Below are 26,967 nucleotides of genomic sequence, written 5' to 3'. Positions count from 1 at the left end.
CACCATGCCGCTGCACCTCGATCTGCAAGACCCCCGCCTGTTCAAGGAATCCGCCTATGTCGACGGCCACTGGATAACCGCCGACAACGGCGCCACCTTCGCCGTGGAAAACCCTGCCACCGGCGAGACCATCGCCCAGGTAGCGGCCCTGGAGGCTGCGGAAACCGCCCGCGCCATCGCCGCGGCGGAAGCCGCCTGGCCAGCCTGGCGCGAGCGTCCGGCGGCCGAGCGCGCGGCGTTGCTGGAGCGCTGGTACGCCCTGATGCTGGAACACCAGAACGATCTGGCTCTGCTGATGACCCTGGAACAGGGCAAGCCGTTGGGCGAGGCCCGTGGCGAGATCGCCTATGGCGCCAGCTTCGTCAAATGGTTCGCCGAAGAAGCCCGGCGCGCCTATGGCGATATCCTACCCGCCCCGGCGCGCGATCGCCGTGTGCTGGTGCTCAGGCAGCCGGTGGGCGTCGCCGCCGCCATTACCCCGTGGAATTTCCCCAACGCCATGATCACCCGCAAGGCCGCGCCGGCCCTGGCGGCCGGCTGCCCGGTGGTGATCAAGCCTTCGGACCTCACCCCGCTCTCGGCCCTAGCGCTCGCCGAATTGGCCGACCGCGCCGGCTTTCCGCCCGGCGTATTCAATGTGCTCACCGGCATGCCTGCCGGCATCGGCGGCGAACTGACCCGTAATCCGGCGGTACGCAAGCTGTCCTTCACCGGCTCCACCCGCATCGGCCAGCTGCTGCTGGCGCAATGCGCGGCCACGGTGAAGCGCACCAGCATGGAACTGGGCGGCAACGCCCCCTTCATCATTTTCGACGATGCCGACCTGGACCTGGCCGTCGCGGGGGTGTTGCAGAGCAAATTCCGCAACGCTGGCCAGACCTGCGTCTGCGCCAACCGCATTCTGGTACAGGACCGCATCCATGATCGCTTCGCCGAGCGCCTGGCCGCCGAGGTCGCCAAGTTCAAGGTGGGCAACGGCCTGGAGGCCGGGGTGACGCTGGGTCCGCTGATCAATCGCCAGGCGGTGGACAAGGTGGCCCGCCACGTCGACGACGCCCTGACCCAGGGCGCCAAGGCCCTGTTCGGCGGCCTGCCCAGCGGCCGCGACCAGTTCGTCGCCCCCACGGTGCTGACCGGCGCCACGGCGGACATGCTGCTGGCCAGCGAGGAGACCTTCGGCCCGGTGGCGCCGCTGTTTCGCTTTCGCGACGAGGCCGAGGCCCTGACCCTGGCCAATGCCACGCCCTACGGGCTGGCTGCCTACTACTACACCCAGGATCTGCGCCGCGCCTGGCGGGTGGGCGAACAGCTGGATTTCGGCATGGTGGCGCTCAACACCGGCACCCTGTCGATGGAAGTCGCCCCCTTCGGCGGCGTGAAGCAGTCGGGACTGGGCCGCGAGGGTTCGCACCTGGGATTGGACGAGTACCTAGAGGTCAAGGCCTGGCACCTGGGCGGGCTCGACTGAAATCCCACGGCGGCGAGCAACCGAAAATGCCGTCACCCCTGATCAAAACAGCCGATCGCGATGCGGGGGCCGGCAACTTCAGCGTTACCGACCCCACGGCCTGCGTAGGCTGGAACTCTCGCCCCTGCCTGGAGTATCGCTGCATGAATTCCGCTGCCAAAGCCACCGAACGTCTGTTGGGTTATCGCGAACAAGGCGTTCCCCGCGGCATCATCACCGCCCACCCCGTCGTGGTGGCCCGCGCCCAGGGCAGCGAAGTCTGGGACGTGGATGGTCGCCGCTACCTCGATTTCGTCGGCGGCATCGGCGTGCTCAACGTCGGCCACAATCACCCGCGGGTGGTGGAGGCCGTCCGCCGCCAGGTCGGGGAGATCTCCCACGCCAGTTTCCAGGTGATGGCCTACGAGCCCTACCTGGAACTGACCAGCCGCCTCAACACCCTGATCGGCAATGGTGAGGCCTACAAGACGCTGCTGCTGACCTCCGGGGCCGAAGCGGTGGAGAACGCCATCAAGATCGCCCGTGCCCATACCAAGCGGCCGGGGGTGATCGCCTTCCGCGGCGGCTTCCATGGCCGCACGCTGCTGGGCGTGACCCTGACCGGCTTCGCCCAGCCCTACAAGCAGAACTTCGGCCCCTTCCCCGGCGACATCTATCACGCGCCCTACCCCGATCCCTTCCACGGCGTGGACACCCAGCAGGCCCTGGCCGGCCTGCGCGAAGTGCTCGCCACCCAGGTCTCCCCCGACCAGGTGGCCGCCATCCTGATCGAACCGGTACAGGGCGACGGCGGATTCCGTCCGGCGCCGGTGGAATTCCTCCAGGGGTTGCGCGCGCTGTGCGACCAGCACGGTATCGTCCTCATCGCTGACGAGATCCAGACCGGCTTCGGCCGTACCGGCAGCCTCTTCGCCTTCCAGCAGACCGGCATCCAGCCCGATCTGGTGACGGTAGCCAAGAGCCTGGCCGGCGGCCTGCCGCTCTCCGGGGTGGTCGGTCGCGCCGCCATCATGGACGCGCCCCTGCCCGGCGGCCTCGGCGGTACCTACGGCGGCAACGCCCTGGCCTGCGCCGCAGCGCTGGCGGTCCTGGACATCTTTGAAGAGGAGGACCTGGTCGCCCGAGGGGTCGCCCTGGGTGAACAGCTGCGCAGCGGTCTGCTCGACCTGCAACGCCGCCATCCGCGTATCGGCGAGGTCCGCGGCCGCGGCTTCATGCTGGCGGTGGAGATGGTCGGCGCGGACGGCAGGAGCCCGGACGCCGCCCTCGCTCAGCAGGTCATCGAGGGCGCCCGTCAGGCCGGATTGCTGGTGATCAAGTGCGGAGTGGAGCGCAACGTCATCCGCTTCCTGGCGCCTCTGGTCACTACAGAAGCACAACTGGCCGAAGCCTTGCAGATGTTCGGCCAGGCCCTCGCCCAGGCCAGTGCCTGAGAAGTTGCTCACGGTCTCGCGAGCTAGAGCCAAACAAGGCGAAAAGGCCTGAGAAAGCGCAGTTTACAAGTGGTAAATGAGCATTTCGAAGGCGTTTTCAACGAAGTTTGGCCGACGCGCAGCAGATCGTGAGCGGCTTCTGAGGTCGAACGTAACGCCGCCCGGCCCCACTGTCGCGGCGAAGGGGAATCCGACCATGAGAATCACGCGTTACCAGGCCATAGGCTTTTCCTGCTACGGCACCCTCGTCGACCGTGAAGGGGGCATCCTCGAAGCCCTGCGCCCCCTCGTGGCGCAGGCGGGGCTGAGCACCCATCCCGACTGGCTGCTCGGCAGCTATCACCGCCTGGCCCGCGAACTGCGCCAGACAGCACCCACTGCCAGTCAGATCAGTCTGCATCTGCGCATTCACCAGCGACTGGCGCAGGAGTTGCAACAGGAAGCAGACCTGGATGCCAGCGTGGCTTTTGGAAACGCCACGGCGTGCTGGCCGGTGTTCGAGGATGCTCCGGGCGCGCTGCAGTACCTGAGCAAGTTCTATCGATTGGTGTTGCTCGCCTCGCCCGATGACGGCGAGGCGGCAGCGATCACGGCGCGGTTGCCTGAGGTGTTCGCCGCCGTCATACCCAACCGGGGTGGCGATCTGCGCCTGGCGCTGGATGGCACCCTGGAAGAACTTGGCCTGGTGCGTGGGGACTTGCTGCCGGTAAGAGGCAGCGAACCGGACGATCCCTGGAACCCCCTGGTGGATTTTCCGCTGTGTACCCTGCGCCGTGATCGCTCGCGGCCCTGGAACCTTTCGCGGCAGGCCCTGGATGGCACGCGGTGCGAGTACGCAAGTCTCGCCGATCTGGTACACGCCCACCAGACCGCCCTGCGTGCCTAGCCTGCCGTTCACGATTGCGAGGAACGACGATGGACGCCGCAACAAAACTGGATCGCATCGACATCAACATCCTGGTGCAGCTGCAGAAGGATGGCCGGATGACCAATGTCAGTCTCGCCGAAGCCGTGGGCCTCTCTCCCAGCCCCTGCCTGCAGCGGGTCAAGCGCCTCGAGGCGGCCGGCTACATCAGTGGCTACGAGGCCCACGTCAACCTCGCCAAGATCGCCAACTCGGTGACGGTGTTCACCGAAGTCACCCTCTCCGACCACAAGCGCGCCGACTTCGTGAAGTTCGAGTCCTTCATCCGCGGGGTCGATGAGATCCTCGAATGCCACCTCATCAGTGGGGGCTACGACTACCTGCTGCGGTTCATGTGCAGCAGCATCGGTCACTACCAGGAATTGATGGAATCCATCCTCGACCGCAACGTCGGGATCGAGAAGTACTTCAGCTACATCGTCATCAAGTCGCCGGTGGTCAAGAACGCCCTGCCGCTGCGCAGCCTGATCAAGGCAGGCTAGTACTTCGCACCTCGACGCTCCGCCAGCACCCCGCTGCCGGAGCGCGCCGTTCCTAGCGCAGGATGCAATAGAGCTTGCGCACCGTCTCCTGGCTGTCCCAGGCCATGGGGGTCTCCGCGGGTACCAGCACCGCCTCGCCCGCCCTGATGCTGCAGGGCGCTTCACCCTCAACGGCCAGGGTCACCGAGCCGGCATAGAGCAGCATCAGTTCGCAATGGGGATTGGTCACTGCCTTGCGCACGTAGCCGGTGCATTCCCACATCCCTACCCGCAAGGCGCCGCCGCCGCTTTCGAACAGGTCGCAGCCCGTGGCAGTGGGCGCCGGGCTGAGCAGCACGCTGGCGGCCGGTGGCGGCGAAGGCTCACGCACGGCGGCCGGATCCAGCAGTAATGGCGCCGACGGCATCGGGCCTTCGCTGGCGCGGCCGGGAAAGGCCATGAACAGGCGGCGTAGCTCGCCACTGTGGCGCCAGCGGCAACTCAGGCCACGCGGCAGGATGAAAGCATCGCCGGCCTTGAGCTGCAGGGCGCTACCGGCCCACTCCAGCTGCAACTCGCCCGCTTCGAGAATGCTCACTTCCACCCAGGGAAAGTCATCCAGCTGGCAATCGGCGGAGTGGCTGGTGGCGCTGCCCATGACATAGCCCAGGCGGCCGTCGTGCAGGTGCAGTTCCCGGCCAGCGGCCAGGGGATCACCGTGCAGGGGTTGCAGCGCGCGCGGCAGCTGGCGGTCATTGGGCGGTTGGCAGTAGTGCAACAGGGGCATGGCGAATCCTCACGACCAGAGGCGCGGCGGGCATGCCGCGGACAGGGTCAGTATCGACCGCCAAGACGGCCGGGATATGGCGTTTCCGGCGAGACGCAACACAGAAGCTGCCGTTTTTCCCAGATGCGGCGCAGTTTCCGCCGCACCACCGATCATGACGGCGACGCCTGGGATTTCAGGACAAACTACCGCCCCCTTGCGCCATCCTTGAGCTTTGCCGGAGACCTTCCCATGACGCTGCTCTACAAGGCCGATCCCGAACGCGGCCAGGCCTGGCGCCGCCTGTTCCAGGAACGCGCGCCCGATATCGAATTTCGCCAGTGGCCAGAGGTGGGCAACGCCGACGAGGTCCGCTACCTGGCCTGCTGGCAACCACCAGAAGACCTCGCCAGCCGCTTTCCCAACCTGGAGGTGTTGTTCGCCACCTCGGCCGGGGTCGATCAGTTCGACCTGAGCCTGCTGACTGCCGACCTGCCGGTGGTGCGCATGCTCGATCCCGGCATCGTCGCCGGCATGGTGGAGTACGCGACGCTCATGGTCCTGGCGCTGCATCGCCAGCTGCCGCGCTACCTCGACCAGCAAGGTGCGGGGCGCTGGCAGGAACATGCCCTGGTGACAGCGGAGAACAGACGCGTCGGGGTGCTCGGCCTTGGCCAGATCGGCCAGGCGGTGCTGGAGCGCCTGACGAGCTTTGGCTTCGCGCTGTCAGGCTGGTCACGATCGTCCCATGAGCTGCCAGGGGTACGCTGTCATGCCGGCCCCGAGCAGCTGCCTGCCTTTCTTGCCGACTGCGAGATTCTCATCTGTTTGCTGCCGCTGACCCGGGAGACGCGTGGAATTCTCGATGCCGAACTGTTCGCCGCCCTGCCCCGTGGCGCCAGCCTGATCAACCTGGGACGTGGCGCCCAGCTGGTGGAGGCCGATCTGCTGGCGGCGCTGGACAGCGGTCAGCTGAGCCAGGCGGTGCTGGATGTGGTGGAGCCGGAACCGCCCGCGGCCGACCATCCCTTCTGGCAGCACCCGCGCATCTGGTTGACACCCCACGTGGGCGCCATGACGGTGCCGGAAACGGCCTTCACGGTCTTGCTGGAGAACATCCGCCGCCACCAGCGCGGTGAGCCGATGCAGGGTTTGGTGGATCGGCAGCGGGGGTATTAGCCGAGGCTCCGGGTGGCCTTAGCCCAAGGCCACTCGCAACCGTCCGAGCAAGGCATCGCAGGCCTCCAGCTGGCTGATCTCGACGTATTCATCGGGCTTGTGCGCCTGTTCGATGCTGCCGGGCCCGCAGACCACCACCGGGGTGTCCAGACGACTGGCGAAGAGGCCGCCCTCGGTGCCGAAGGCCACCTTGAGCTGGGCAGTGCCGGGCTCGACCAGGGTCTGCAGAAAGCGCACGGCCTCGACGCTGGGATGGGTATCTAGTCCGGGATAGGCGTTGACCGTCTCGATCTCGATGGCGGCCTTTGGCGACAGCTGCCGCGCCTGGGCGACCAGGGCGTCCGCCGTGTCCTGCAGCGTGGCCACCAGGCTCGCGGGATCGTCCGCCGGCAGGTGGCGGATCTCGAAATCCAGGGTGCAGAGATTGGGCACGATGTTCAGCGCCTTGCCGCCATCGATCCGGCCTACATGCAGGGTGGTGTAGGGAATGTCGTAGGCCGCGTCACGGGTGCCCTCTTCCGCCAGGCGCCGCTGGCTGGTGCGCAGGGCCGTGACCAGATCGCTGGCCAGGTGGATGGCGTTGACGTGCAGCGGGGCGCGCGAAGAGTGCCCTTCCTGGCCATGGCAGTTAGCCCGCAGCGCCGCCTTGCCCTTGTGGCCAAGGGCGACCTGCAATTGGGTGGGTTCGCCGACGATGCAGAGGAAAGGCCGCACGGTTGCCAGTTCCAGCACCTCCAGCAGTCGCCGTACACCGACGCAACCGATCTCCTCGTCATGGGAGAGCGCCAACTGCAGGGGTCGTTTCAGCGGTTCACCACGAGCGGCATCCAGCAGGGCGACCACCGCGCAGGCGACGAAACCCTTCATGTCGCAGGCGCCGCGCCCGTAGATCCGACCGTCCTGCAGGGTGCCGGCGAAGGGTGGCAAGGTCCAGGCCTGGCCTTCCACCGGCACCACATCGGTATGCCCGGACAACAGCACCCCGGGTACGTCGGCAGGCCCCACGCTGGCGTAGAGATTGGCCTTGCGGCCGCTCTCGTCCAGCACCAGCCGGCAGGCGATATCGGCCGCTTCCAGCAGCCCCTGCACATGCCTGATCAACGCCAGGTTGGAGTCGGCGGAAACGGTGGGGAAGCCGATCAGGGTGCGCAGCAGATCCTGGCTGTTCATCCGGCAAGGCTCTCCTGGCGCGGTTGCGCGAAACGGGCCACATCGAAGGCCGCCAGGGGGGTGTCGGTACGGCCGGTGGCGATCAGCTCGGCCATGGTGTCCCCTACCCCCGGGCCGAGCTGGAAGCCGGCGCCACAGAAGCCGAAGGCGTAGTAGAGCCCCTCGACCTGGCTGCTGGGACCCATGATCGGCAGGTCGTCAGCGATGTAGCCCTCGACCCCGCTCCAGGTACGGATCACGTTGACCCGCCCCAGGGCCGGCGCCAGGCGGCGCAGCTGGGTGAGCTGATTGAGCAGGCCGTGGGGTTCGGCGCGGGCCAGTCGGGTGTCCAGATCCGGCCGGGTACGGAAGCAGCCGCCGAAGATCACGTTGCCCCGCGGGATCTGGCGGAAGTAGATGGTCTCGCTCACCAGCGGCGAAGACACGCCCACCGCCTCCCTGAAGACATAGGGCAAAGGCTCGGTGACCCCCATTTGCGGGCCATGGGTCTCGATGGGCACCGGCTCGCCGAACTGGCTCGACAGCCGGCTGCCCCAGGCACCGGCGGTGATCAGCAGCCGTGGCGCCTGATAACGGCGGCCATCGGCGGCCTGCACCAGGAAGTCACCGCCCGGCTTGGTGACCTGGGTGATCTCGACCCCTTCCTGGAGATTGGCGCCTTCGCGCACCGCGGCGCGGGCGAACGCCGGGGCCGCCAGGCGCGGATTGGCATGGCCATCGTGGGGTGCATAGGATCCCGCCACCACCTCGGGGCCCAGGTAGGGAAACTTCTCGTGCAGCGCCGCGCCTTCGAGCACCTGCAGCTCCAGGGCGGCGGTCTCCGGCGCCTGTGCATACTCGTGCAGCATGGCGATGCGCGACGGATCGTAGACCACCCGCAGATGACCGCCTGGAATGAACTCCAGATCATCTCCGATAAGCTCCGGTAGCCGACCCCAGACCCCCCGCGAGCGCGTGGCGAGCGCTACCTGACTCAGGTAGCGCCCCTGACGGCGGACATTGCCGAAATTGGTGCCACTGGCGAAGCGCCCGACCTGGTCACGCTCCAGCAGGAGCACCGACAAGCCCCGGCGACGCAGGAAAAAGGCGCTGGCGCTGCCCATGATGCCGGCGCCGACGATGATGACGTCGGCCTGGTTGGCGGCATTCTGGCTCATGATGAAACCTCCTCTTCGCTGGTAATGATCCCCAGCGGCAATGGCCGGACCGGCGCCTGGCCACGCAGGCGGCCAACGGTCTCGACCGGCACCCCGGATTCGGCGGCGATGATCTCCGCACCGGCCTGGGCGCAATAGCGACCCTGGCAGCGACCCATGCCGACGCGGCTGAAGGCCTTGGCGCGATTGGCCTCGCGAGCGCCCTTCTCACGAACCACGGCGCGCAACTCGCCGGCGGTGATGCCTTCGCAGCGGCAGACCACCGCCGTGTCCGGCAGGCTCGCCATCTGCCTGGCCGGCCAGGGAAAGGCTTCCGCGAGGCCCAGGCGAAAGCGCTCCTGCACCGCCAGGCCCTCGCGGCAGCGCTCGGCGAGCCCCGTGGGCGGCGTGAACTGGAGGTCCGCCAGCACCGCGCAGGCGGCCAGTCGGCCGGCCAGCTCGGCCCCGTCGGCGCCGCGCACCCGGGCGCCATCGCCCGCGGCATAGACGCCCGGCATGGAGGTTCGCCCCTCCCCATCCAGTTGCAGCACCCATTGGCCAGTGGCCCGCTCGAACTCGAAGGCGCAGCGGGCCAGGTCGGCCAGCTGGGTTTCCGGACGCAGGTGGTAGCCCAGCCCCACGGCGTCGCCGACCACCTCCTGACGCAGTCCGCGGGCATCGGCGAAGGCCACGCCACGCACGCCCTGCTCGGCATCGCCCAAGATCTCCAGCGGGGTGACGCCCAGGTGCAAAGGCACACCGGCGCGCTTGAGCGCGACCATGAGCTGCACGCCCTTCCAGGCCACCCCTGGGCGGGCCAGCAGCTTGGGCGTCGCCAGGGCGCGCAGGCGCAGGGGCGCGGTATCGAGCACCGCCGCCACCGTGGCCCCGGCCTGCTGATACTGGCTGGCGACCAGATAGAGCAAGGGACCGCTGCCTATGAAGATCACCCGCCGGCCGATGGACACCGCCTGGGCCTTGAGGGCGATCTGCGCGCCGCCCAGGGTATAGGTGCCGGCCAGGTTCCAGCCCGGTACGGGCAGCAGGCGGTCGCTCGCGCCGGTACAGAGCACCAGGGCGTCGAAGTCCAGGGTCCGCTGGCGATTGCCCTGCACCGTGTAGAGGGTGCGCTCGTGCAGGTGCCAGGCCAGGGTGTCGGGGTGGTAATCGAGGCGTCCGCGCAGGCCGTCGAAGGTGCGATGCAGGTCCTCTGCCTTGGCCGCCTCGCTGCCATAGAGGGTGGCATAGGCCCGCTGGAAGCCCTCGGGCTGGCGACGATAGATCTGACCGCCGTCGCGCTGATTCTCGTCGATCACCACCGGGGTGATACCGGCGGCCAGCAGGGTCTCGGCGCACCGCACGCCGGCCGGACCGGCGCCGACGATAACCACCCGGGGAGTGCTCTTGCCCGGTTGGGCTAGGCCAGATTCCATATGGCCTCCGGTTGCGCGGTGAGGATCTGCAGTCCTTCGCGGACCTCGGTGCCGCAGGCACGCAGGCGCTCGCCCTCGGCGGTCCACACCCAGCAATCCTGACAGGCGCCCATCAGGCAGAAGCCGGCACGGCGCTCGTCACCGAATTCGGAACGCCGCAGCGCCGGACCGTTGGCGAGCAAGGCGACCATCAGGGTATCGCCGGCCAGTGCCGTGACCGGCAGGCCATCGACGGTGAGACTGACCTGCGGCCGGCCGGTTTCGGCGAGTCGCTGGAAGCGGGAAGTCATGCGCGAACTCCTTGGGAATGCAGCACGGCGCCACCCTGCAGACGTTGCAGGGTCTCGCCATCATGGTGACAGAGGATGCGGTTGCCGCCGGCCAGCGTCTGGGGTCGTGGCGGCACCCGGTCGCAGCGCCCTTCCAGCCGTACCGGGCAACGCTGCAGGAAGCTGCAGAGGCGTCCGCTGGCCGGAGCCGACGAGGCCAGGGGCAGCAGCGTGCGGACCGGTTGTTCTTCCAGCCAGCCCTGGCGCAGCGCGGGCACCGAGGCAGTGAGCAATTCGGTGTAGGGATGCAGCGGTGGATGCTGCAGTGTGGAGGGGGTGCCGAGTTCCACGGGCTGCCCGGAATAGAGCACCAGCACCTCGTCGCAAAGGCTGCGCACCGTGGAGATGTCGTGGCTGATGAACAGATAGGCCAGCCCCAGTTCGCGGCGCAGTTCGGCGAGCAGGTCGAGAATGGCCGCGCCGACCACGGTATCCAGCGCCGAGGTCACCTCGTCACAAAGAATCAGCTCAGGTTCGGCGGCCAGGGCGCGTGCCAGGTTGACCCGCTGCTTCTGGCCGCCGGACAGCTCGCCCGGTCGCCGGCTGGCCAGACTGGCCGGCAGCTGCACCCGGTCGAGCAATTCGCGAACCTTGCGCTGACGGGTGGCCTTGTCGAAGGCGTGATAGGTCTCCAGTGGACGCGTGAGGATGCGCTCCACGCTATGGGCCGGATTGAGCGCCGTGTCGGCATTCTGGTAGACCAGCTGCACCCGGCGGAACTGCTCGCGGGTGCGTCCTTCCAGGCCCGGCGGCAGGAGTTCGCCACCCAGGCGCACGCTGCCCTGGGCCGGCGGCAGCAAGCCGGCAATGACCCGCGCCAGGGTCGACTTGCCGGAGCCGGATTCGCCGATGACCCCCAGCGCCTGGCCGGCGCCGATACGCAGATCGATACCCTCCAGCACCCGATAACGCGGCAGGTCGTCGGCGCCGATGGGGCCATAGCCGGCCACCAGGTCCTTGATCTCCAGCACCGGCGCCTGGCTGTCGACGGTCGGCAAGCCACGTTCCGCCAGGGGTTCCGGCTGGGCCGCGGCCAGCAGGCTGCGGGTATAGGGATGGCGGGCGCTGGCGAGCAGCCGCTCGGTGCGGCGATTCTCATAGACCTCGCCGCCGTTGAGCACCAGGATGCGGTCGGCCATCTGGGCCACCACGGCCAGGTCGTGGGAGACGTAGATGGCGGTCACGCCACGCTCGCGGACCACCTGCTTGAACACCCGCAGCACCTCGATCTGGGTGGTCACGTCCAGCGCCGTGGTGGGTTCGTCGAGGATCACCAGGGTCGGATCGGTGATCAGCGCCATGGCCGCCATGAGCCGCTGCAACTGACCGCCCGAGACCTGGTGCGGATAGCGCTCGCCGATATGCTCCGGATCCGGCAGCGCCAGCTCCTTGAACAGTTGCAGGGCGCGCGCCTCGGCCTCCTGCCGGGTCAGCACGCCGTGAATCAACGCGCTTTCGATGATCTGCGCCATCAGCCGGCGTGACGGATTGAAGGCCGCCGCGGCGCTCTGGGCGATATAGGCCACGGTGCGGCCGCGCAGGTGGCGCAGGCCGCCGGCGTCCAGCTCCAGCACCTGGGTGTCGCCCACCCGGATCGAGCCGCCGGCCAACCGGCATCCCGCCCGGGCATAGCCGAGCATCGAGAGGGCAATGGTGGTCTTGCCCGACCCGGATTCGCCGATCAGCGCCAGCACCTCGCCCTTGGCCAGGCTGAAGCCGACGTCCTTGACGATGGGGGTTTCGCTGCCGTCCTCGTTCTCCGCGACCACGCGCAGGTCCTTGACCTCTACCAGGAGCACCATCTCAGCGCCCTCCCCGACGTCGGGCGCCGAACCGGTCGATGAGCAGGTTGACGCCCACGGTCAGGGTGCCGATGGCCAGCGCCGGCATCAGCACCGCTGGGGCGCCGTCGGCCAGGCCACCGATGTTTTCCCGCACCAGGGAGCCCAGGTCGGCATTGGGCGGTTGCACGCCGAGGCCGAGAAAGCTCATGCCGCTGAGCAGCAGCACGATGTAGACGAATCTCAGGCCCAGGTCGGTGAGCAGCGGCAGGCGCATGTTGGGCAGGAGCTCCATCAGGGCAATGTACAGCCGGCCCTCGCCGCGGGTGCGGGCGACCTGGACATACTCCATCTCGGTCAGATTCATCGCCAGACTACGCGAGATGCGATAGCAGCCCGGTGCGTAGCCCACTACCGCCATGACGATCAGTAGCGGCACCGACGAGCCGAAGGCCGACACCATGACCAGCGCCAGCATCTTGCTCGGCAGCGAGATCAGCGCATCGACCAGCCGCGACAGTGGCTCATCCACCCAGCGCCCGGACAACGCCGCCAGGAGACCGAGCCCGGTCCCCAGCACGCAGGCCAGCATCGCCGCCGCCAGCGCCAGGCCCACGGTGAAGCGGGCACCATCGAGGATGCGGCTGAGCACGTCGCGGCCCAGGTAATCGGTGCCCAGGGGATGCGCGGCGCTGTAGCTCGCGAGTATCGCGCTGTCACCCAGGGCGCCCGGGTCATAGGGCGCCAGCCAGACGCCGAAGGCCGCGATGAACAGCCAGAAGACCACCAGGATGCCACCGAGCAATCCGGTCAGGGACCAGCGCGCGCGGCGACGGGTGCGGGGCGGCGACAGCTGGGTGTCGAGCGTCTTGCCATCCACCGGCAGGACGGCTGCGCCTCGTACGGGAGTCAGGGGTCGGGTCATAGCGTTCTCAGCCTCGGATTGGACAGGATGGCGCAGAGATCCGCCAGGGTCATGAGGACCAGGTAGGCGCAGCAGAACAGCATGGCGCAGGCCTGGATCAGGGGCAGGTCGCGACTGGCGACGCCGTCCACCATCAACTGGGCGATCCCGGGATAGTTGAAGATGGTTTCGACGATCACTACCCCGCCCATGAGGTAGGAGAGACTCAGAGCCACGGCGTTGGCGATGGGTCCCACGGCATTGGGCAAGGCATGACGCAACACGGCGCGCACCGGGCCGACACCCTTGAGCCTGGCCATTTCCACATAGGGACTCTGCAGCTGCTCCACCAGGGCCGCCCGGGTCATGCGCGCCATCTGCGCCACGATCACGCAGCACAGGGTGCCCACCGGCAACGCGTAGGCGCGCAGGAAGTCCAGGGGGCCGTCGATGTCGTGGGCGAAGGTCAGCGCCGAGGTCCATTGCAGGTGGACGGCAAACACCAGTACCGCCAGGGTCGCCACGAGAAATTCCGGCACGGCGACGATGCCCAGGGTGAAGACGTTGAGCGCGCGGTCCAACCGGCCTCCGGCGTTCATGGCCGAGACGATGCCCAGCCCGAGCGCCAGGGGCACCGACACCAGGGCCGTCACGCCAGCCAGCATCAGCGAACCGCCGAGCCGGTCGCCGATCATGGTGGTGATGGGCATCTGGCTGGCCAGGGACTGGCCCAGATCACCGTGCGCCAGACCGCCGAGCCAATGGAAGTAGCGCAGCAGCGCTGGCTGGTCGAGGCCCATCTGGGCGCGCAGCGCCGCGACCTGCTCGGGCAGCGCGAACTGGCCCAAAGCCTGCTGCGCGGCGTCGCCCGGCAACAGCGCCGAGACGAAGAACACCAGCAGCGAGACGATGAGCAGGGTCAGCAACCCGCCCCCGACCCGTCGGGTGATGAGGGAAAACACGGAAAGGTCCAAAGCCACCTCCTGCTTGAGCGTGGAGCGGCGAGCGCGGTCACGGCGGACCGCACGCGCCGTCAGGCACCGAGCGTCAGGCCTCCAGCCAGACGTGTTCGGCGAACATGTAGCCCATGAAGCCGCCGATGGGGATGATTCCGTAACCGCCGAGCTTGGGCGAATGGGCATCGATGGAACTGGTGAAGATGGGCAGGCCGATGCCGCAGTGCTGGTGGATCAGCAGCTGCATGTCGGCGTACATCTGCTTGCGCTTGGCCAGGTCGGTTTCGCCGCGGGAGGCCACCAGCAACTGGTCGAACTGCTCGTTCTTCCAGCCCGACTCGTTGAAGGGCGCATCGGACTTGAAGAATTGCGACAGCAGGATGTTGGCGGTAGGCCGGGCGTTGATGTTGCCGAAACCCAGGGGATCCTTCATCCAGTGGCTGTTCCAGTAGCCATCGGCGCTGACCCGGTTGACCATCAGGTTGAGCCCGGCCTGGCGCGCCGACTGCTGCAGCACCAGGGCCATCTCGTTGGCGTTGTCGGCGGCGGTGGAGGTCACCAGCGGCAGCTTCGCCCCGGCGATGCCGGCCTTCTGGAAGAGGAACTTGGCCTTGTCCGGATCGTAGGGGCGCTGCGGCAGGTCCGCGGCATGATAGGGCGTGCCGGGCATGATCGGCTGGTCGTTGCCGATGGTGCCGTAGCCCAGGAACACCGACTTGAGGATCTGCTCGCGGTCGAACAGCAGCTTCATGCCCTCCACCACGTTGGGATCGTCGAAGGGCCGGTTGGGAATGCGCATGATCAGGTCGGTATAGCTGCCGGAGGTGTTGGCCACCACCTTGAGCTTGCCGCTCTGCTTGAGACGTTCGGCGGAGCGCGGATCCACCGAGACGGTGAGCTGGACGTCACCGGCCAGCAGCGCATTGACCCGCGAGGGTTCGTCGCCGATGCCGATCAGCTCGATCTCGTCCAGATAGGGCTTGCCGGATTTCCAGTAGTTTTCGTTGCGCACGCCCACGGTGCGCACGCCTGGCTTGAACTCCTTGACCTTGAAGGGTCCGGTGCCGTTGGCGGTCGAGAAGTCCTTGGTGCCATCGGCGATGATCAGGAAGGGCGAGATCGCCAGCACCGCCGGCAGCTCGGAGTTCGGCGACACCAGGCGGATCCGTACCTCATCGGGCGCGACCGCGGTGATCTCGGCGAATTGATCGGCCAGCGCCTTGACCTTGGAGCCTACCGCCGGATCCTTGTGGCGCAGCAGCGAGTAGACGACATCGGCGCTGTCGAAGGTCTTGCCGTTGTGGAATTGCACGCCCTGGCGCAGCTTGACCGTCCAGGTCAGGGCGTCCGCGCTTTCCAGGCTGGTGGCCAGGGCCATCTGGGGCTCGAGATGGCTGTCGAACACCGTGAGACCGTTATAGAAGAAATACTGGCGGGTGTAGTCACCGGAAAAGGCGCCACGGGCCGGATCGAGGGTATCGGCGGTGGACGAACCCGCCGCCGCGGCGCGTACCCGACCGCCCCGGCGCGGGGTGCCACTGACCGCGTCCTCGGCCGCGAACACCTGGCCATCGCGGCCGAGCAGACTGCCCACGCCACTCGCCAGCAGTCCTGCGGCGCCCAGCAGGCGGAGCGCATCGCGCCGCGAGACACCCCGATGCAGGGCCTCGAAGGCACGCACGCTTTCAGCAGCACCTATCAGGGGACTTCCAGTCTTTTTCTCGGTCATGTCGGCTCGCTCGTTGGGGGCTCTGTCACCAGGGCCGCGTGCCCCTCCCCGGGCCCGCGGCGCTGTCCTCGTGGCCGCCGTGTCGCACGGCCTGGTTCATTACAGCACCGGCCCCTCGTCGAATACCGTCGAATTGGGTGGGCGACGAGACAGAAAAGACCGTTTTGGCCAAGCCGCTCAGCATTGTTTGCGGTGTGCGTCGCCACAGCGCAGCGGGGCCGCCCATGCCCGGGTTTGGCGCGCCGCCAGGACGCCTGGCTGGCCAGCGGGGTGCCGTTTCCGACCAGGCGCAGGGCGCGTCCTTCTGCGAACGGCCGGCTCTCGCGGCAGTTTCCACGCCGCGCGCCTGCCAGACACAGAAGAAAATGTCAGGGTGCCCGCTGGCCTGCAGAAACGACAAAACCGCCCGCCCGGACACTGCGATTGGCAGGGTCCGGGCGGGCGGTTCGCTGATCAGGACCTAGTGCAGGCGATCCTGGACCCGGTAGTACAGCCCCACCAGGGGCAGGAACCAGGGCTTGCCGAAGTGGCCGGGGATGGCCGGCCAGTCCAGCACCCGCCAGGGGTTGGCCTGGCTGCGCCCTTCCAGCACCTCGGCCATCACCCGGCCCATGTGTACCGCCATCTGCACGCCGTGACCGCTATAGCCCATGGCATAGAACAGGCCGTCCTGCTCGCCGGCACGCGGCAGGCGGTCGGCGGTCATGTCCACCAGCCCGCCCCAGCAATAGTCGATGGGCGCCTGGGCCAGGTTGGGAAACAGCTGCCCCAGGGCAGCGCGCAGCACGGCGCCGCTTTTGGCGTCCTGGCGTGGATCGGACAGCGCGAAGCGCGCCCTTCCCCCAAAGATGAGACGGTGATCCGGGGTGGTACGAAAGTAGTTGCCGATGATGCGGCTGGTCACATAGGTCCGACGATTGGGCAAAAGCTCATCCAGCTGCGCCCTGGGCAGCGGCGCGGTGGCGATGATGAAGCTGCCCACCGAGGCGATGCGTCGGCGAAACCACTGGAAGGGACCAACCCGCGCATTGCCGGTGGCCACCAGGACCTGACGGGCGCGCAGCTCGCCCTTGGCGCTGAACACGCGAAAGCTGCCATCGGGCAGCCGCTGCAGATCACTGACTGCCGCGCCTTCGTACACCTGGGCGCCACGCCGGACCGCCGCCTCCGCCAGCCCCACGCCGAAGCGCCCCATATGCATCTGGGCGCCGTTACGCTGCAGGAGTCCCCCGTGGAAGCCGTCGGAGGCCACCTCGACGCGCACCTGGGCGGCGCTGAGCAGCTCCACGTCCGGGTCCACCTCCTGGCGGATCAGCTCGCAGGTACGCGCCAGATTGTCATAGTGCTGCGGCTTGGCCGCCAGCTTGAGCTTGCCGGCTTTGTGGAAATCGCAGCCGATACCCTCCTCGGCGATCACCGCCTCCACGCTGGCCACCGCATCGGCATAAGCCTGGTAGAAGGCCCGCGCGCGCTCTGCACCCAGGCTGGCATGCAGGGCCGCGTAATCCTGGGCGACGCCGGTGTTGCAGTGTCCCCCGTTGCGCCCGGAGGCTTCGCCGATCACCCGTCCGGCCTCCAGCACGGCCACGCTGGCACCGCGCCGGCGCAGGGCCACCGCGGCCGAGAGCCCGGTGAAGCCGCCGCCGATGACGACGACATCCACCTCGCCCGCCACCGGCCCCGGGGTGGCCCCGGTAAAGCCCGGCGCGGTCGCGAGCCAGTAGGAATCGGACGATGCAGGGCCAAGACTCATGGGCAGGCGCTCCGGCGGCTCAGGGTGTTATTCGAGACCGACCACAGCGGCCAGGCCGCCGATGTCCTTGATCTCGGTGTTGCTGTAGAACGGCGTGCTCGGCTCGTGACCGCGATTCACGAACACCTTGTTCTTGATGTTCATGTAGTCGGCCGGGATGAGGTCGTAGCGGAAGCTCGACGACACGTGCAGCACGTCTTCCGGACCACAACCAAGGGTGTCGAGCATGTATTCGAAGGCCTGCAGGCGTGGCTTGTAGGCCTGGCCCTGCTCGGCGGTGAAGACCCGGTGGAAGGGTACGCCCAGCTTGTCGACGTTGGACATGATCTGCTCGTCGGCGGCGTTGGAATAGATCACCAGCGGGATCTTGTCGGCGATCTTGGCCAGGCCCGCGGTCACGTCGGGATGCGGACCCCAGCTCGGCACCGCCTCGTAGTAGGCATTGGCCTCGGCGTCGGTGAAGGAAATGCCCCAGCGCTTGCAGGTACGCTCGACCGCTGCGTACAGCACCTCCGAATAGGGCTTCCAGGCGCCGAGCACCTCGTCGAAGCGATAGCCGTTGAAGTCCTTGCAGAACCTATCCATCGCCTCGGCCGGGATGCGGTCGGCGAACATCTCGCGGGCCATGTCGGACATGCGGAAACGGGTCAGGGTGCCGTAGCAGTCGAAGGTGATGTACTTGGGCCGAAAGGCGGTCATGGCAAGGATCCTTTGACGGGAATGGTAGGTGAAGGTCGGAACGCCGGTGGCGCCCCTGGCAAGCATTACAGCATTGGCGGGCCTGACAGTTGTCCGCTTTCAGACGCCGCGGGAGATAGAAAAAACCGTTTTACCGGTAGGGCCCAGCATTGTTTGCGGTGTGCTCAGGAATGCTCCAGATCGATCAGCACACTCTTGCTGCGCAGCGTGGCCTCATAGGCGGCGCGGCCCAGGTCCTTGCCGATGCCAGAGCGCTTGTAGCCGCCGGTAGGGATGATCCAGTCGTGGCTACGGCCATAGCGATTGACCCAGACGGTACCGGCTTCCAGCGCCCGGGTCAGGCGCAGCGCCCGGCCGAGGTCGGCCGTGTGCACGCCGGCCGCCAGGCCGTAGGTAGGGTGGTCGGCGAGCGCCAGGGCCTCGGCTTCATCGTCGAACACCTGCACGGTCAACACCGGGCCAAAGATCTCTTCGCGCACGGCGGGATTGTCCGCGCCAACCCCGGTGATCAGCGTCGGCTGATAGTAGGCGCCGCCCAGTCCCTCCTCCAGCGCGCCACCGACCAGGATCTCCGCGCCGGCCGCCTGGCTGCGGGTGACGATGTCCTGGATACGTTGGCCCTGGCGCTGGGAAATGATCGGCGACAGCGTCGCTTCTGCCGACCAGGTCGGCCCGGGATGCAAGTCGGCGAAGGCCGCGCGGATGCTTTCCAGCATCGGCTCCAGGGCGGCGCGCTGCACCAGCAGCCGCGAACCCGAGACGCAGACCTGGCCGGCGTTGCCAGTGATGGCCGCCGCCACGCTGCGGGCGGTCCGCGCCAGATCCGGGGCATCGGCGAACACCAGCTGCGGACTCTTGCCGCCCAGCTCCAGGGTCACCGGCTTGGGGCCGCTCTCGGCGCAGGCGGTCATGATGGCCGTGCCGGTACCGGTGGAGCCGGTAAAGGTGACCTTCCCGATGCGCGGATGCCGGCACAGCGCATCACCCGTGATACGGCCATCACCCTGAACCACGCTGAGAATGCCAGCGGGCAGCCCGGCCAGGGTGGCCAGTTCGGCCAGGCGCAGGATGGAAAACGGCGTCAGCTCCGACGGCTTGATCACCACCGCATTGCCGGCCGCGAGCGCCGGCGCGATCTTCCAACCGGCCATGTTCAGCGGAAAATTCCACGGGGCGATGGCGCCCACCACCCCATAGGGTTCGGTGATCTGCAGACCCAGGTGACTGGTAGCGGTGGCCGCCACCTCGCCGCCGTGCTTGTCGGCGAACTCGGCGAAGAAGCGGATGCCCTCGGCGACATAGGGAATGTCCCAGGCCAGCACCTCACGCAGCGGACGGGTCGAACCCACCGCCTCCAGCGGGCCGAGGATTTCACCGTCGGCTTCGACCAGATCGGCCCAGCGACGCATCACCCGCGCGCGTTCGCGCGGCGGCCGACTGGCCCAGTCGCTGGCCTTCCAGGCGCGCCAGGTGCCTTCCACCACCTCATCCACCAGATCCGCCGAGGCGCACGGTAGTCCGCTCTGGAAGCCACCATCGGAGGGCCGGAACACCTCCAGTTCGGCACGGGCATCGCGGCTGCGGCCGCCGATGAAATGGGCACAACGAACCGCAATTTCTCTGGGGTCGAACGAGGCCATGGCGCGCTCCGCTAGGGCTGTGGGCTTGGCTCCATGCTAGGCTGGCGGGCCGCCATCTTTTGCCGAACTGGGCCGGACCTTCGGCGCCTCACGCCGCTGCGTCCTGCTACCGGCAACCGAATCTGCCGTCGGGCCTTGCTAGGCTGACGTCTGCATCAGCCAGACCCGAACCGGAGCCCCGCCGTGTCCCACGCCACCCTGAGACCCCTGCGCGAAACTGACCTCGCTACCGCCTACCGCCTGTCCCAGGCGCTGCACTGGCCCCATCGGCTGGAAGACTGGCAATGCCTGTTCCATACCGGAGAAGGCCTGGCGCTGGAGGACGACCAGGGGGTGTTCGGTACCGGCTTCTGCGTCCCCCAGGGCGATTTCGCCACCATCGGCCTGGTGATCGTCGCCGACAGCCACCAGGGCCAGGGTCACGGTCGCCGCATCATGGACGGTCTTATCGGACTGGCCGGCACCCGCACACCACTGCTGGTCGCTACCCTGCGCGGTGCCCCGCTCTACCGCAGCCAGGGCTTCGTCTCCTACGAGCGCATCTATCAGCACCAGGTCGCCACGTTGCCTGCCATGGACGAACAGCAACACCCGCTGGAAAGCCAGGTTCTGGAGTTGACCCTGGACGCTGCCCCCCAGCTTCAGCTTCTCGCCCAGGCTGCTACCGGCCTGGACCGCACCACCCTATTACAGGAGCTGCTGCCGCAGGCCGAGCGCATCGTCGGTCTGGAGCGTGACGGCCAGCTGCGCGGCTTCGCCTTGTTGCGCCCTTACGGTCGCGGTCTGTCGGTCGGCCCGGTGATCGCCGAATCCGCCGACCAGGCCAGGGCGCTGATCCTTGCCCTGCTCCGTCACGCCGAAGGACGTTATGTACGCTTTGATGTGACGGCTCGTAGCGGCCTCAATCCCTGGCTCAGCGAGCTGGGCATCCCCCAGGTCGATGAGGTCGAGCAGATGGCCAGGGGCGAGGCACCGGTGTCCCGCGACGGGGTGGATCAGTTCGCACTGCTGACCCAGGCGTTGGGCTGAGGGGCAACCTACCCGGCAGCGCGGCTCAGACCTTGCCCGGGCCAGCTGCCCGGTCCATTCAACTCGACACCTAGCGCCACTCGCACCCCGCCACACGATTGCAGCTGGTGCGGGCGCGGTCGCCCTGGGAGGTGGAAAAGCGGCTGATGACGTTCCAGCCCAGCTGGCGGGTGCGACCCAGCCAGAGATTGCCGTCGCTGGTCAGGCCGCTGAAGAACTGCAGCCTTCCGAGGCGGGTGCTGGTCTGGGACCAGGACAGACCCGAGACCGGATCATAGCCGCGCATTAGGGTGTCATTGCCCTGCACCATCACCCCGTACCAGCCTCCCTGCCCGTCCTGGCAGCGCAGGACGAAGGCGCTACGCACGCAGGTATTGGCGGGCTTGAGGCTGGGAATCACCGCCTGGGCGGAATGCAGCGGCAGCACCAGCGCCAAAGACAGCAGGCCGGTACGCAGGATCGCAGTCGGGGTCATCACGGCAATCGATCGAGAACGGGACGCCAGCATGAGGTAAATCCGGCCGCCCTGCCAGCCATCATGAAGGGCTCTGGCCTCAGCTTCTGGCGGTCCGCCAGAGGCGGCCGATGTCGCGGGCGGTACGCTCCAGCAGTACCTCGGCCTGGGCCAGCGCCTCGTCCAGGCTGAGCGGCCCGGGGACCAGGCTGAAGGCCGCTGTCAGGCCCTGCTCATAGAGGGCGTCGTAGCCCTCGCCCAGGGAGCCAGCCACGGCCACCACGGGCACGCCCTGGCGCTGCGCCAGGCGCAGCACGCCGACGGGCGTCTTGCCCCTCAGGGTCTGGCCATCGAGCCGCCCTTCCCCAGTCAACGCCAGATCAGCGCCCACCAGCGCTTCCTCCAGCCCCACCAGGTCCGCCACCACCTCGATACCGGGGCGGAAGGTCGCCCCGAGAAAGGCCAGGGCGGCGAAGCCCACACCGCCGGCAGCGCCGGCACCGGGCTGCTCGCGGACATCGCGGCCAAGCGTGGCGGCGGTGATCGTGGCGAAATGCGCCAGCGCGCCATCGAGTTCCTGTACCTGTTCGGGCGAAGCACCCTTTTGCGGCCCGAAGACGTGGCTGGCCCCCTGGGGGCCGCAGAGCGGATTGTCGACATCGGCGGCGATGACCACCGCCACCTCAGCCAGACGCGGGTGCAGAGCCGCCAGATCGATGCTCACCAGGTTGGCCAGGGCCGCACCACCGGGTGCCAGCGCTTGCCCCTGGGCATCCAGCAGCCGCGCGCCCAGGGCCTGCAGCAGCCCCGCGCCACCGTCGTTGGTAGCGCTGCCGCCGATGGCCAGAACCAGACGCTCGGCCCCGGCATCCAGTGCCGCCTGCAAGAGCTCACCCGTCCCTCGGGAGGTCGCCACCCGGACATCGCGACGCGCCTTCGGTACCAGCTCCAAGCCACTGGCGCTGGCCATCTCGACGAAGGCGGTGCGCTGCTCCGCCAGCCAGCCCCAGCGGGCGGTTACCGCTTCGCCCAGGGGGCCGGTCACCTGCGCCTCGCGCACCTCGCCGTCAGTAGCCGCAAGGACCGCGTCCAGGGTGCCCTCACCGCCATCGCCCAACGGGCACTCGATCAGCTCCGCCTCCGGCAGGGCCTGGCGCAGACCTCGGGCCAGGGCGCGGGCGACACCGGCGGCCGACAAACTTTCCTTGAAGGAATCAGGGGCGATGACGATCTTCATGAGCGATTCTCCGTTGTTGTGCGCCGAGTGTTTCCCGGATCAGGCGGCACTACAACAGGACGAATGCCCAGCAGAGATGGATCATGACTAGGCGTCTGCCCAGTGATGATCCATCAGCAGCAGCGCGCAGTACAGTTCGGCGGCGTCGGCGAAGCGACGTGGATCCCGGCCCGTCAGCGCCTGGATACGATCGAGTCGATGACGCAGGCCGTTGCGGTGCAGCCCCAGCGCCTCGGCGCAGGCCTGGGGGCTGGCATCCTGGGTGAACCAGCTGTGCAACGTCGCCAGCAACTGACCCTCTCGATCAGCCTGGCGAAGCCGCAGTAGCGGTTCCAGCAGCCAGGCGCCGTCCGTGCGGGAGACCTGCCCCTGCAACCAGGTCGGCAAGGCCAGGTCATCCAGGCGCACCTGAAGGCGTTGCGGTCGCAGTCGCCTTGCCACCGCCAGCAGATCCAGCGCGCGCAGGGTGGTCTCGGCCAGCCCTGTCCAAGGCCGTGCCTGGGGAATCCAGGCGCTGCGTGCGAGTGCCCAGCCCTGGGCCGGCAATTCCTCCAGGAGCGCCTCAGGGGCCTCCGCCCCTGGGCGATACCAGAGCCACTGACCGTCCTCACGCGGCAGGCACCAGCTGTCGGGCACTCGCCGCTGTGCCCAGTCGCCAAAATCTGGCGCCGGCTTGGCGAACGCCAACAGCAAAACGTCCCGCGGCAGGTCCGGTTTCAGGCCGAGCAGAGTGGCATGGCGACCCAGCTCGACTGTCGCACCCGGTGCCAGCAGCTGACGCAGCAGGGGCGTAGTCATGATGGGCGTATTGGGCAGCTGCCCGGCTGCCTGTTCGATGAGCATTTCGGCCGTCAGCCGCAAGAGCTCGGCCGGCAGACGCAGCTGCTCGGTGTCTTCGCCTGTCACCCCGAGCACCCCAACCAGCTCGCCCTGGCGATACAACGGCAGGTTGATCCCGGCCTGGGCGCCGGGCAGCCGGGCAGCGGCAGCCCGATCCAGGGCCACCGCGCGCCCCTCGGCGATCACCTGACGCGCCCCGGCATGACGAGTGAACAACCGTGCGGGATCACCCGAGCCGATGATCAGCCCGGACGCATCCATGACATTGACGTTGCCCGGCAGGATGCGCATGGCGCGCTCGACGATTTCCTGCGCCAGGGTCTGGCTCAGTTCCATGGCCACCTCTAGAGTTGAAGAGCGCCTGCATGGCGCGCCGTCACCTTAGAGGCCTCCCCACCGCTGGGCAAGCCGACGGGGAGCCAGGCGCTACTCCGCGGTGCTCAGCACCCCACGTCGCACCTGGTCGCGCTCGATGGATTCGAACAGCGCCTTGAAGTTGCCCTCGCCGAAACCGGTGTCGCCCTTGCGCTGGATGAACTCGAAGAACACCGGCCCCAGCACGGTCTGGGAAAAGATCTGCAGCAACAGCCGGCGCTCGCCACCTTCGGCGCTGCCGTCGAGCAGGATGCCGCGGGACTTCAGCTCCTCCACTGGCTCGCCGTGGTTGGGCAGGCGACCTTCGAGCATCTCGTAATAGGTCTCCGGCGGTGCCGTCATGAAGCGGGTACCGCAGGCCTTGAGGCGATCCCAGGTGGCGATCAGGTCGTCGGTGAGGAAGGCCACATGCTGGATGCCCTCGCCGTTGAACTGCATGAGGAATTCCTCGATCTGCCCGGCGCCGCGCGAGGATTCCTCGTTGAGCGGAATGCGCACCAGGCCATCCGGCGCGGTCATGGCCTTGGAGGTGAGGCCGGTGTATTCGCCCTTGATGTCGAAATAGCGCAGCTCGCGGAAGTTGAACAGCCGCTCGTAGAAGTCCGCCCAGTAGGCCATGCGTCCGCGATAGACGTTGTGGGTCAGGTGGTCGATGACCTTGAGACCGGCGCCCACCGGCTTGCGCTCGACCCCGTCCAGAAAGACGAAGTCGATGTCGTAGATGGAGCTGCCTTCTTCGAAGCGGTCGATCAGGTACAGCGGCGCGCCGCCGATGCCCTTGATCGCCGGCAGGCGCAATTCCATGGGGCCGGTGGGCATGTCCACCGCCTGGGCGCCAAGTTCGAGGGCCTTGGCGTAGGCGTGGTGGGAATCGCGGCAACGAAAGGCCATGCCGCAAACGGATGGGCCGTGCTCCGAGGCGAAATAGGCCGCATGGCCGGTCTTCTCGCGGTTGACGACGGCGTTGATGTCGCCCTGACGGAACAGCAGCACGTCCTTGGACCTGTGGTTGGCGACGTGACTGAAGCCGAGGCTTTCCAGCACCGGCTCGATGACATTCGGGGTGGGCGAGGCGAATTCGATGAACTCGAAACCCATGAGGCCCATGGGGTTCTCAAACAGATCGGCCATGATTGGCTCCTTGACTGGCGACGGGACGGACGATGCCGGTAACGCGGTCTAGCACCAGGTCAAGGGCGGCGCGCAGGAGAGGCCCCGCACGCTGCGGGCGAGGAAGTCACCAAGGAGGAGCTGGCAACCGAGGAATTTCACGAGGCCACCCGCTCCGGGCTATCCGGTTGCATCGCGGGGTGGGCCTGTTGAAAGGCGGGATCGGCTGCGGCCAAGGCCTCCACGCGCAGCAGGCGCGGGTAGACCGACAGGTCCACCTGGAAACGCCGCGCGGCATAGAGCTGAGGCAGCAGATAGACGTCGGCCAGCCCCCGTGCGCCGAAACAGAACCCGGTATCGCCGACCTGCGCCTCCACCGCGGCCAGCCCCTCGCCTATCCAGTGGGCGATCCAGTCGAGAATTGCCGGTTCATCCAGGCCCAGGCCGCGCAGGCGATTGAGCACCGAGACGTTATGCAGTGGGTGGATATCGCAACCGATCAGGGCCGCGATACCGCGATGGCGGGCGCGCAGCAGTGGATCCGGCGGCAGCAGCGGCACCGCTGGATAGCGTTCTTCCAGGTATTCGATGATGGCGGGTGACTGGTTCAGGACTTCGCCGCCGTCGAGGCGCAGGCTGGGCAGCCGCCCCTGGGGGTTGAGCGCGCGGTAGGCGGGCTGGCGCTGCTCGTCGCTCAGCAAATTAACCGGCACGGCGCGATGGTCGAGCCCCTTCAGGGCCAACGCGAGGCGGACCCGGTAGGACGAGCTCGAGCGGTAATAGGTGTAGAGGTCCATCAGGGCTGCCCCGCGATCGCCTTACCATTTCTTGTTTTTGCGTAATTGAATTACGTTAAGTGGAATCTGCTCCTGCTGCGTGCGTCTTGTCAAGGCTGGTCGCTACTCCAGCGGCCAGCCTTCGATCACCTCGATGAAGCGCGTCAACCAGGCATTGGCCTGACTGCCATCCAGCACCCGATGGTCGATCGTCAGGGATACATAGGCCTTGAGCCGCGCCTGGAAGGTGTCGATACCCTCGATCTCTCGTACTGCCACGCGCTTTTCCAGGGCGCCCACGCCCAGAATGGCGGACTGCGGCTGGTTGATGATGATGGGCGTGGCCAGCAGCGAACCGGAGACGCCGTGATTGGACAGGGTGAAGGTGCCGCCGCGGACCTCTTCCGGCCGGAGGAAGCCGCCGCGTGCGGCATTGGTCAGCTCCTGCAGGCGGGTGGCGATGCCCAGCAGCGACAGCCCCTGCGCCTGGTGGATGACCGGCACGATGAGCCCCTGCTCCCCCAGGGCGGTGCCTATGCCCAGGTTCACATCGGCGAACACTTCCAGGTAGTCGTCATGCCAGTGGCTGTTCACCTCCGGCACCCGGCGCATGGCCGTCACGGCGGCCATGACCAGGTAGGCCGTGTGGGTCAGCCGTACGCCCTGTTCCGCGAACCGCGGCTTGTGGCGACGCCGGTGCGCCTCGACGGCGGTAAAGTCGGCTTCGAAGACGGTCGTCACATGGGGCGCGACCGTCACCGACTGTTGCAGGCGCTGGGCGATGGTCCGGCGCAGGGTGCTGTGCGGGACCTGAGCGGCCACGCGGGGACCCGCTGACGGCGCCGGCCGTTCCGGTGCGGCTTCCTCGGTGACCGCTGGCACCGGCTGTTTTCCTGCCGGCTGCGTGCGCTCGGCAATGACCTTGAGCACGTCCTCGCGGGTCAGGCGGCCGTCGCGCCCGGTGCCCTGCTCCGCCAGCGCCTCCGGGTCCAGGTGGTGCTCCGCCAGCAGGCGGCGCACCACCGGCGACAAGCGCAACGCGGGATCGAAACGGACCCGCTCGCTCTCTGACGATGGCGGGGCTTCCGCATTTGGCGCCGGCTGGGGTTCGAGCGACTGCCCTGCGCCCGCGCCAATACGGCCGAGTACGGCCCCCGGTTCGACGTCGCCGCCCGCCGCCTCAAGTATCTCCAGGATACCGGCCGCCGGTGCGGCGACCTCCACCACCACCTTGTCGGTCTCCAGCTCGACCACGGGCTCGTCCTTGGCGACTGGCTCACCGCTCTCCTTCAACCAGCGGCGGACCTCGGCCCTGGTGCCATCGCGCTCCAGCGGCGCGCGGATCTCCACCGTTGGCGGGTTCTGCACGGTCAGATCGTTCATG

Annotated in this window: 24 protein-coding genes; 6 read left to right on the top strand and 18 right to left on the bottom strand. The window is 67.8% G+C overall.

Annotation, left to right across the window (positions count from 1 at the left end):
• The first annotated feature begins 4 nt into the window (after nt 1-4).
• From ACUCV0_RS16725 to ACUCV0_RS16710, 4 genes are all read left to right on the top strand, one after another.
• Nucleotides 5-1,468, top strand: coding sequence for an NAD-dependent succinate-semialdehyde dehydrogenase (locus ACUCV0_RS16725; RefSeq protein WP_482213194.1), 1,464 nt, complete (start codon nt 5-7; stop codon nt 1,466-1,468).
• A 143-nt stretch (nt 1,469-1,611) separates the two neighbouring features.
• On the top strand, nt 1,612-2,901 hold the full coding sequence (gene gabT / locus ACUCV0_RS16720) for a 4-aminobutyrate--2-oxoglutarate transaminase (protein ID WP_482213193.1): 1,290 nt from the start codon (nt 1,612-1,614) through the stop codon (nt 2,899-2,901).
• Between the two features lie 196 nt (nt 2,902-3,097).
• Nucleotides 3,098-3,787, top strand: coding sequence for an HAD family hydrolase (locus ACUCV0_RS16715; RefSeq protein ID WP_454252938.1), 690 nt, complete (start codon nt 3,098-3,100; stop codon nt 3,785-3,787).
• Between the two features lie 29 nt (nt 3,788-3,816).
• Nucleotides 3,817-4,308: an Lrp/AsnC family transcriptional regulator gene (locus ACUCV0_RS16710; RefSeq protein ID WP_007161776.1), complete on the top strand. Its 492-nt coding sequence runs from the start codon at nt 3,817-3,819 to the stop codon at nt 4,306-4,308.
• Nucleotides 4,309-4,360: 52 nt separating this feature from the next.
• Here the strand turns inward: ACUCV0_RS16710 and ACUCV0_RS16705 are convergent, their stop codons facing one another.
• Entirely contained in the window at nt 4,361-5,074 is a 714-nt protein-coding gene (locus tag ACUCV0_RS16705; RefSeq protein WP_482213192.1) for a cupin domain-containing protein, read from the bottom strand.
• 231 nt (nt 5,075-5,305) lie between these two features.
• On the opposite strand from ACUCV0_RS16705, the gene ACUCV0_RS16700 reads away from it, so the two are divergent.
• Complete coding sequence (locus ACUCV0_RS16700; RefSeq protein ID WP_482213191.1) at nt 5,306-6,232, top strand: 2-hydroxyacid dehydrogenase; 927 nt, start codon at nt 5,306-5,308, stop codon at nt 6,230-6,232.
• 18 nt (nt 6,233-6,250) lie between these two features.
• Here the strand turns inward: ACUCV0_RS16700 and argE are convergent, their stop codons facing one another.
• The 11 genes from argE to ACUCV0_RS16645 all read right to left on the bottom strand — a co-directional run bounded on the left by argE (nt 6,251) and on the right by ACUCV0_RS16645 (nt 19,762).
• Nucleotides 6,251-7,402 (bottom strand): acetylornithine deacetylase, encoded by a 1,152-nt coding sequence (gene argE, locus ACUCV0_RS16695; protein WP_482213190.1) that lies wholly within the window; start codon nt 7,400-7,402, stop codon nt 6,251-6,253.
• On the bottom strand, nt 7,399-8,559 hold the full coding sequence (locus ACUCV0_RS16690) for an NAD(P)/FAD-dependent oxidoreductase (protein WP_482213189.1): 1,161 nt from the start codon (nt 8,557-8,559) through the stop codon (nt 7,399-7,401). The genes argE and ACUCV0_RS16690 overlap by 4 nt, the downstream gene beginning before the upstream one ends.
• Nucleotides 8,556-9,971 (bottom strand): FAD/NAD(P)-dependent oxidoreductase, encoded by a 1,416-nt coding sequence (locus ACUCV0_RS16685; RefSeq protein WP_482213188.1) that lies wholly within the window; start codon nt 9,969-9,971, stop codon nt 8,556-8,558. The genes ACUCV0_RS16690 and ACUCV0_RS16685 overlap by 4 nt, the downstream gene beginning before the upstream one ends.
• A complete protein-coding gene (locus ACUCV0_RS16680) occupies nt 9,956-10,261 on the bottom strand; it encodes a (2Fe-2S)-binding protein (RefSeq protein WP_059314807.1) in 306 nt (101 codons plus the stop codon). The genes ACUCV0_RS16685 and ACUCV0_RS16680 overlap by 16 nt, the downstream gene beginning before the upstream one ends.
• Nucleotides 10,258-12,102 carry an ABC transporter ATP-binding protein gene (locus ACUCV0_RS16675; protein ID WP_482213187.1) on the bottom strand — a complete coding sequence of 615 codons (1,845 nt, stop codon included), beginning with the start codon at nt 12,100-12,102 and terminating at the stop codon, nt 10,258-10,260. Before ACUCV0_RS16675 ends, ACUCV0_RS16680 begins: the two co-directional genes overlap by 4 nt.
• A gap of 1 nt (nt 12,103) precedes the next feature.
• Nucleotides 12,104-13,006 carry an ABC transporter permease gene (locus ACUCV0_RS16670; protein WP_482213186.1) on the bottom strand — a complete coding sequence of 301 codons (903 nt, stop codon included), beginning with the start codon at nt 13,004-13,006 and terminating at the stop codon, nt 12,104-12,106.
• Complete coding sequence (locus tag ACUCV0_RS16665) at nt 13,003-13,959, bottom strand: ABC transporter permease (RefSeq protein WP_059314804.1); 957 nt, start codon at nt 13,957-13,959, stop codon at nt 13,003-13,005. Before ACUCV0_RS16665 ends, ACUCV0_RS16670 begins: the two co-directional genes overlap by 4 nt.
• A 73-nt stretch (nt 13,960-14,032) precedes the next feature.
• Nucleotides 14,033-15,670: an ABC transporter substrate-binding protein gene (locus ACUCV0_RS16660; RefSeq protein ID WP_059314803.1), complete on the bottom strand. Its 1,638-nt coding sequence runs from the start codon at nt 15,668-15,670 to the stop codon at nt 14,033-14,035.
• Between the two features lie 460 nt (nt 15,671-16,130).
• A complete protein-coding gene (locus tag ACUCV0_RS16655; RefSeq protein WP_482213185.1) occupies nt 16,131-17,423 on the bottom strand; it encodes an NAD(P)/FAD-dependent oxidoreductase in 1,293 nt (430 codons plus the stop codon).
• A 27-nt stretch (nt 17,424-17,450) separates the two neighbouring features.
• Nucleotides 17,451-18,122: a haloacid dehalogenase type II gene (locus ACUCV0_RS16650; RefSeq protein ID WP_059314801.1), complete on the bottom strand. Its 672-nt coding sequence runs from the start codon at nt 18,120-18,122 to the stop codon at nt 17,451-17,453.
• A gap of 164 nt (nt 18,123-18,286) precedes the next feature.
• Entirely contained in the window at nt 18,287-19,762 is a 1,476-nt protein-coding gene (locus tag ACUCV0_RS16645; RefSeq protein ID WP_482213184.1) for an aldehyde dehydrogenase family protein, read from the bottom strand.
• A gap of 183 nt (nt 19,763-19,945) precedes the next feature.
• On the opposite strand from ACUCV0_RS16645, the gene ACUCV0_RS16640 reads away from it, so the two are divergent.
• Nucleotides 19,946-20,791: a GNAT family N-acetyltransferase gene (locus ACUCV0_RS16640; protein ID WP_482213183.1), complete on the top strand. Its 846-nt coding sequence runs from the start codon at nt 19,946-19,948 to the stop codon at nt 20,789-20,791.
• 70 nt (nt 20,792-20,861) lie between these two features.
• Here ACUCV0_RS16640 and ACUCV0_RS16635 read toward each other — a convergent pair whose 3' ends face one another.
• From ACUCV0_RS16635 to ACUCV0_RS16610, 6 genes are all read right to left on the bottom strand, one after another.
• Entirely contained in the window at nt 20,862-21,266 is a 405-nt protein-coding gene (locus ACUCV0_RS16635) for a hypothetical protein (protein WP_482213182.1), read from the bottom strand.
• A gap of 79 nt (nt 21,267-21,345) precedes the next feature.
• Nucleotides 21,346-22,482 carry a glycerate kinase gene (locus ACUCV0_RS16630; protein ID WP_482213181.1) on the bottom strand — a complete coding sequence of 379 codons (1,137 nt, stop codon included), beginning with the start codon at nt 22,480-22,482 and terminating at the stop codon, nt 21,346-21,348.
• An 87-nt stretch (nt 22,483-22,569) separates the two neighbouring features.
• Nucleotides 22,570-23,658: a CdaR family transcriptional regulator gene (locus ACUCV0_RS16625; protein ID WP_482213180.1), complete on the bottom strand. Its 1,089-nt coding sequence runs from the start codon at nt 23,656-23,658 to the stop codon at nt 22,570-22,572.
• Between the two features lie 90 nt (nt 23,659-23,748).
• Nucleotides 23,749-24,828, bottom strand: coding sequence for a 4-hydroxyphenylpyruvate dioxygenase (hppD, locus tag ACUCV0_RS16620; protein WP_482213179.1), 1,080 nt, complete (start codon nt 24,826-24,828; stop codon nt 23,749-23,751).
• Nucleotides 24,829-24,965: 137 nt separating this feature from the next.
• Nucleotides 24,966-25,604 (bottom strand): maleylacetoacetate isomerase, encoded by a 639-nt coding sequence (maiA, locus tag ACUCV0_RS16615; protein ID WP_323148056.1) that lies wholly within the window; start codon nt 25,602-25,604, stop codon nt 24,966-24,968.
• Between the two features lie 102 nt (nt 25,605-25,706).
• Nucleotides 25,707-26,966 carry a dihydrolipoamide acetyltransferase family protein gene (locus ACUCV0_RS16610; RefSeq protein ID WP_482213178.1) on the bottom strand — a complete coding sequence of 420 codons (1,260 nt, stop codon included), beginning with the start codon at nt 26,964-26,966 and terminating at the stop codon, nt 25,707-25,709.
• Nucleotide 26,967: the final 1 nt, after the last annotated feature.

Source organism: Pseudomonas sp. VMV1 (genome assembly GCF_056790235.1).
The sequence above is the reverse complement of the archived record's forward strand: the minus strand, read 5'-3'. Positions and strand labels throughout refer to the sequence as shown.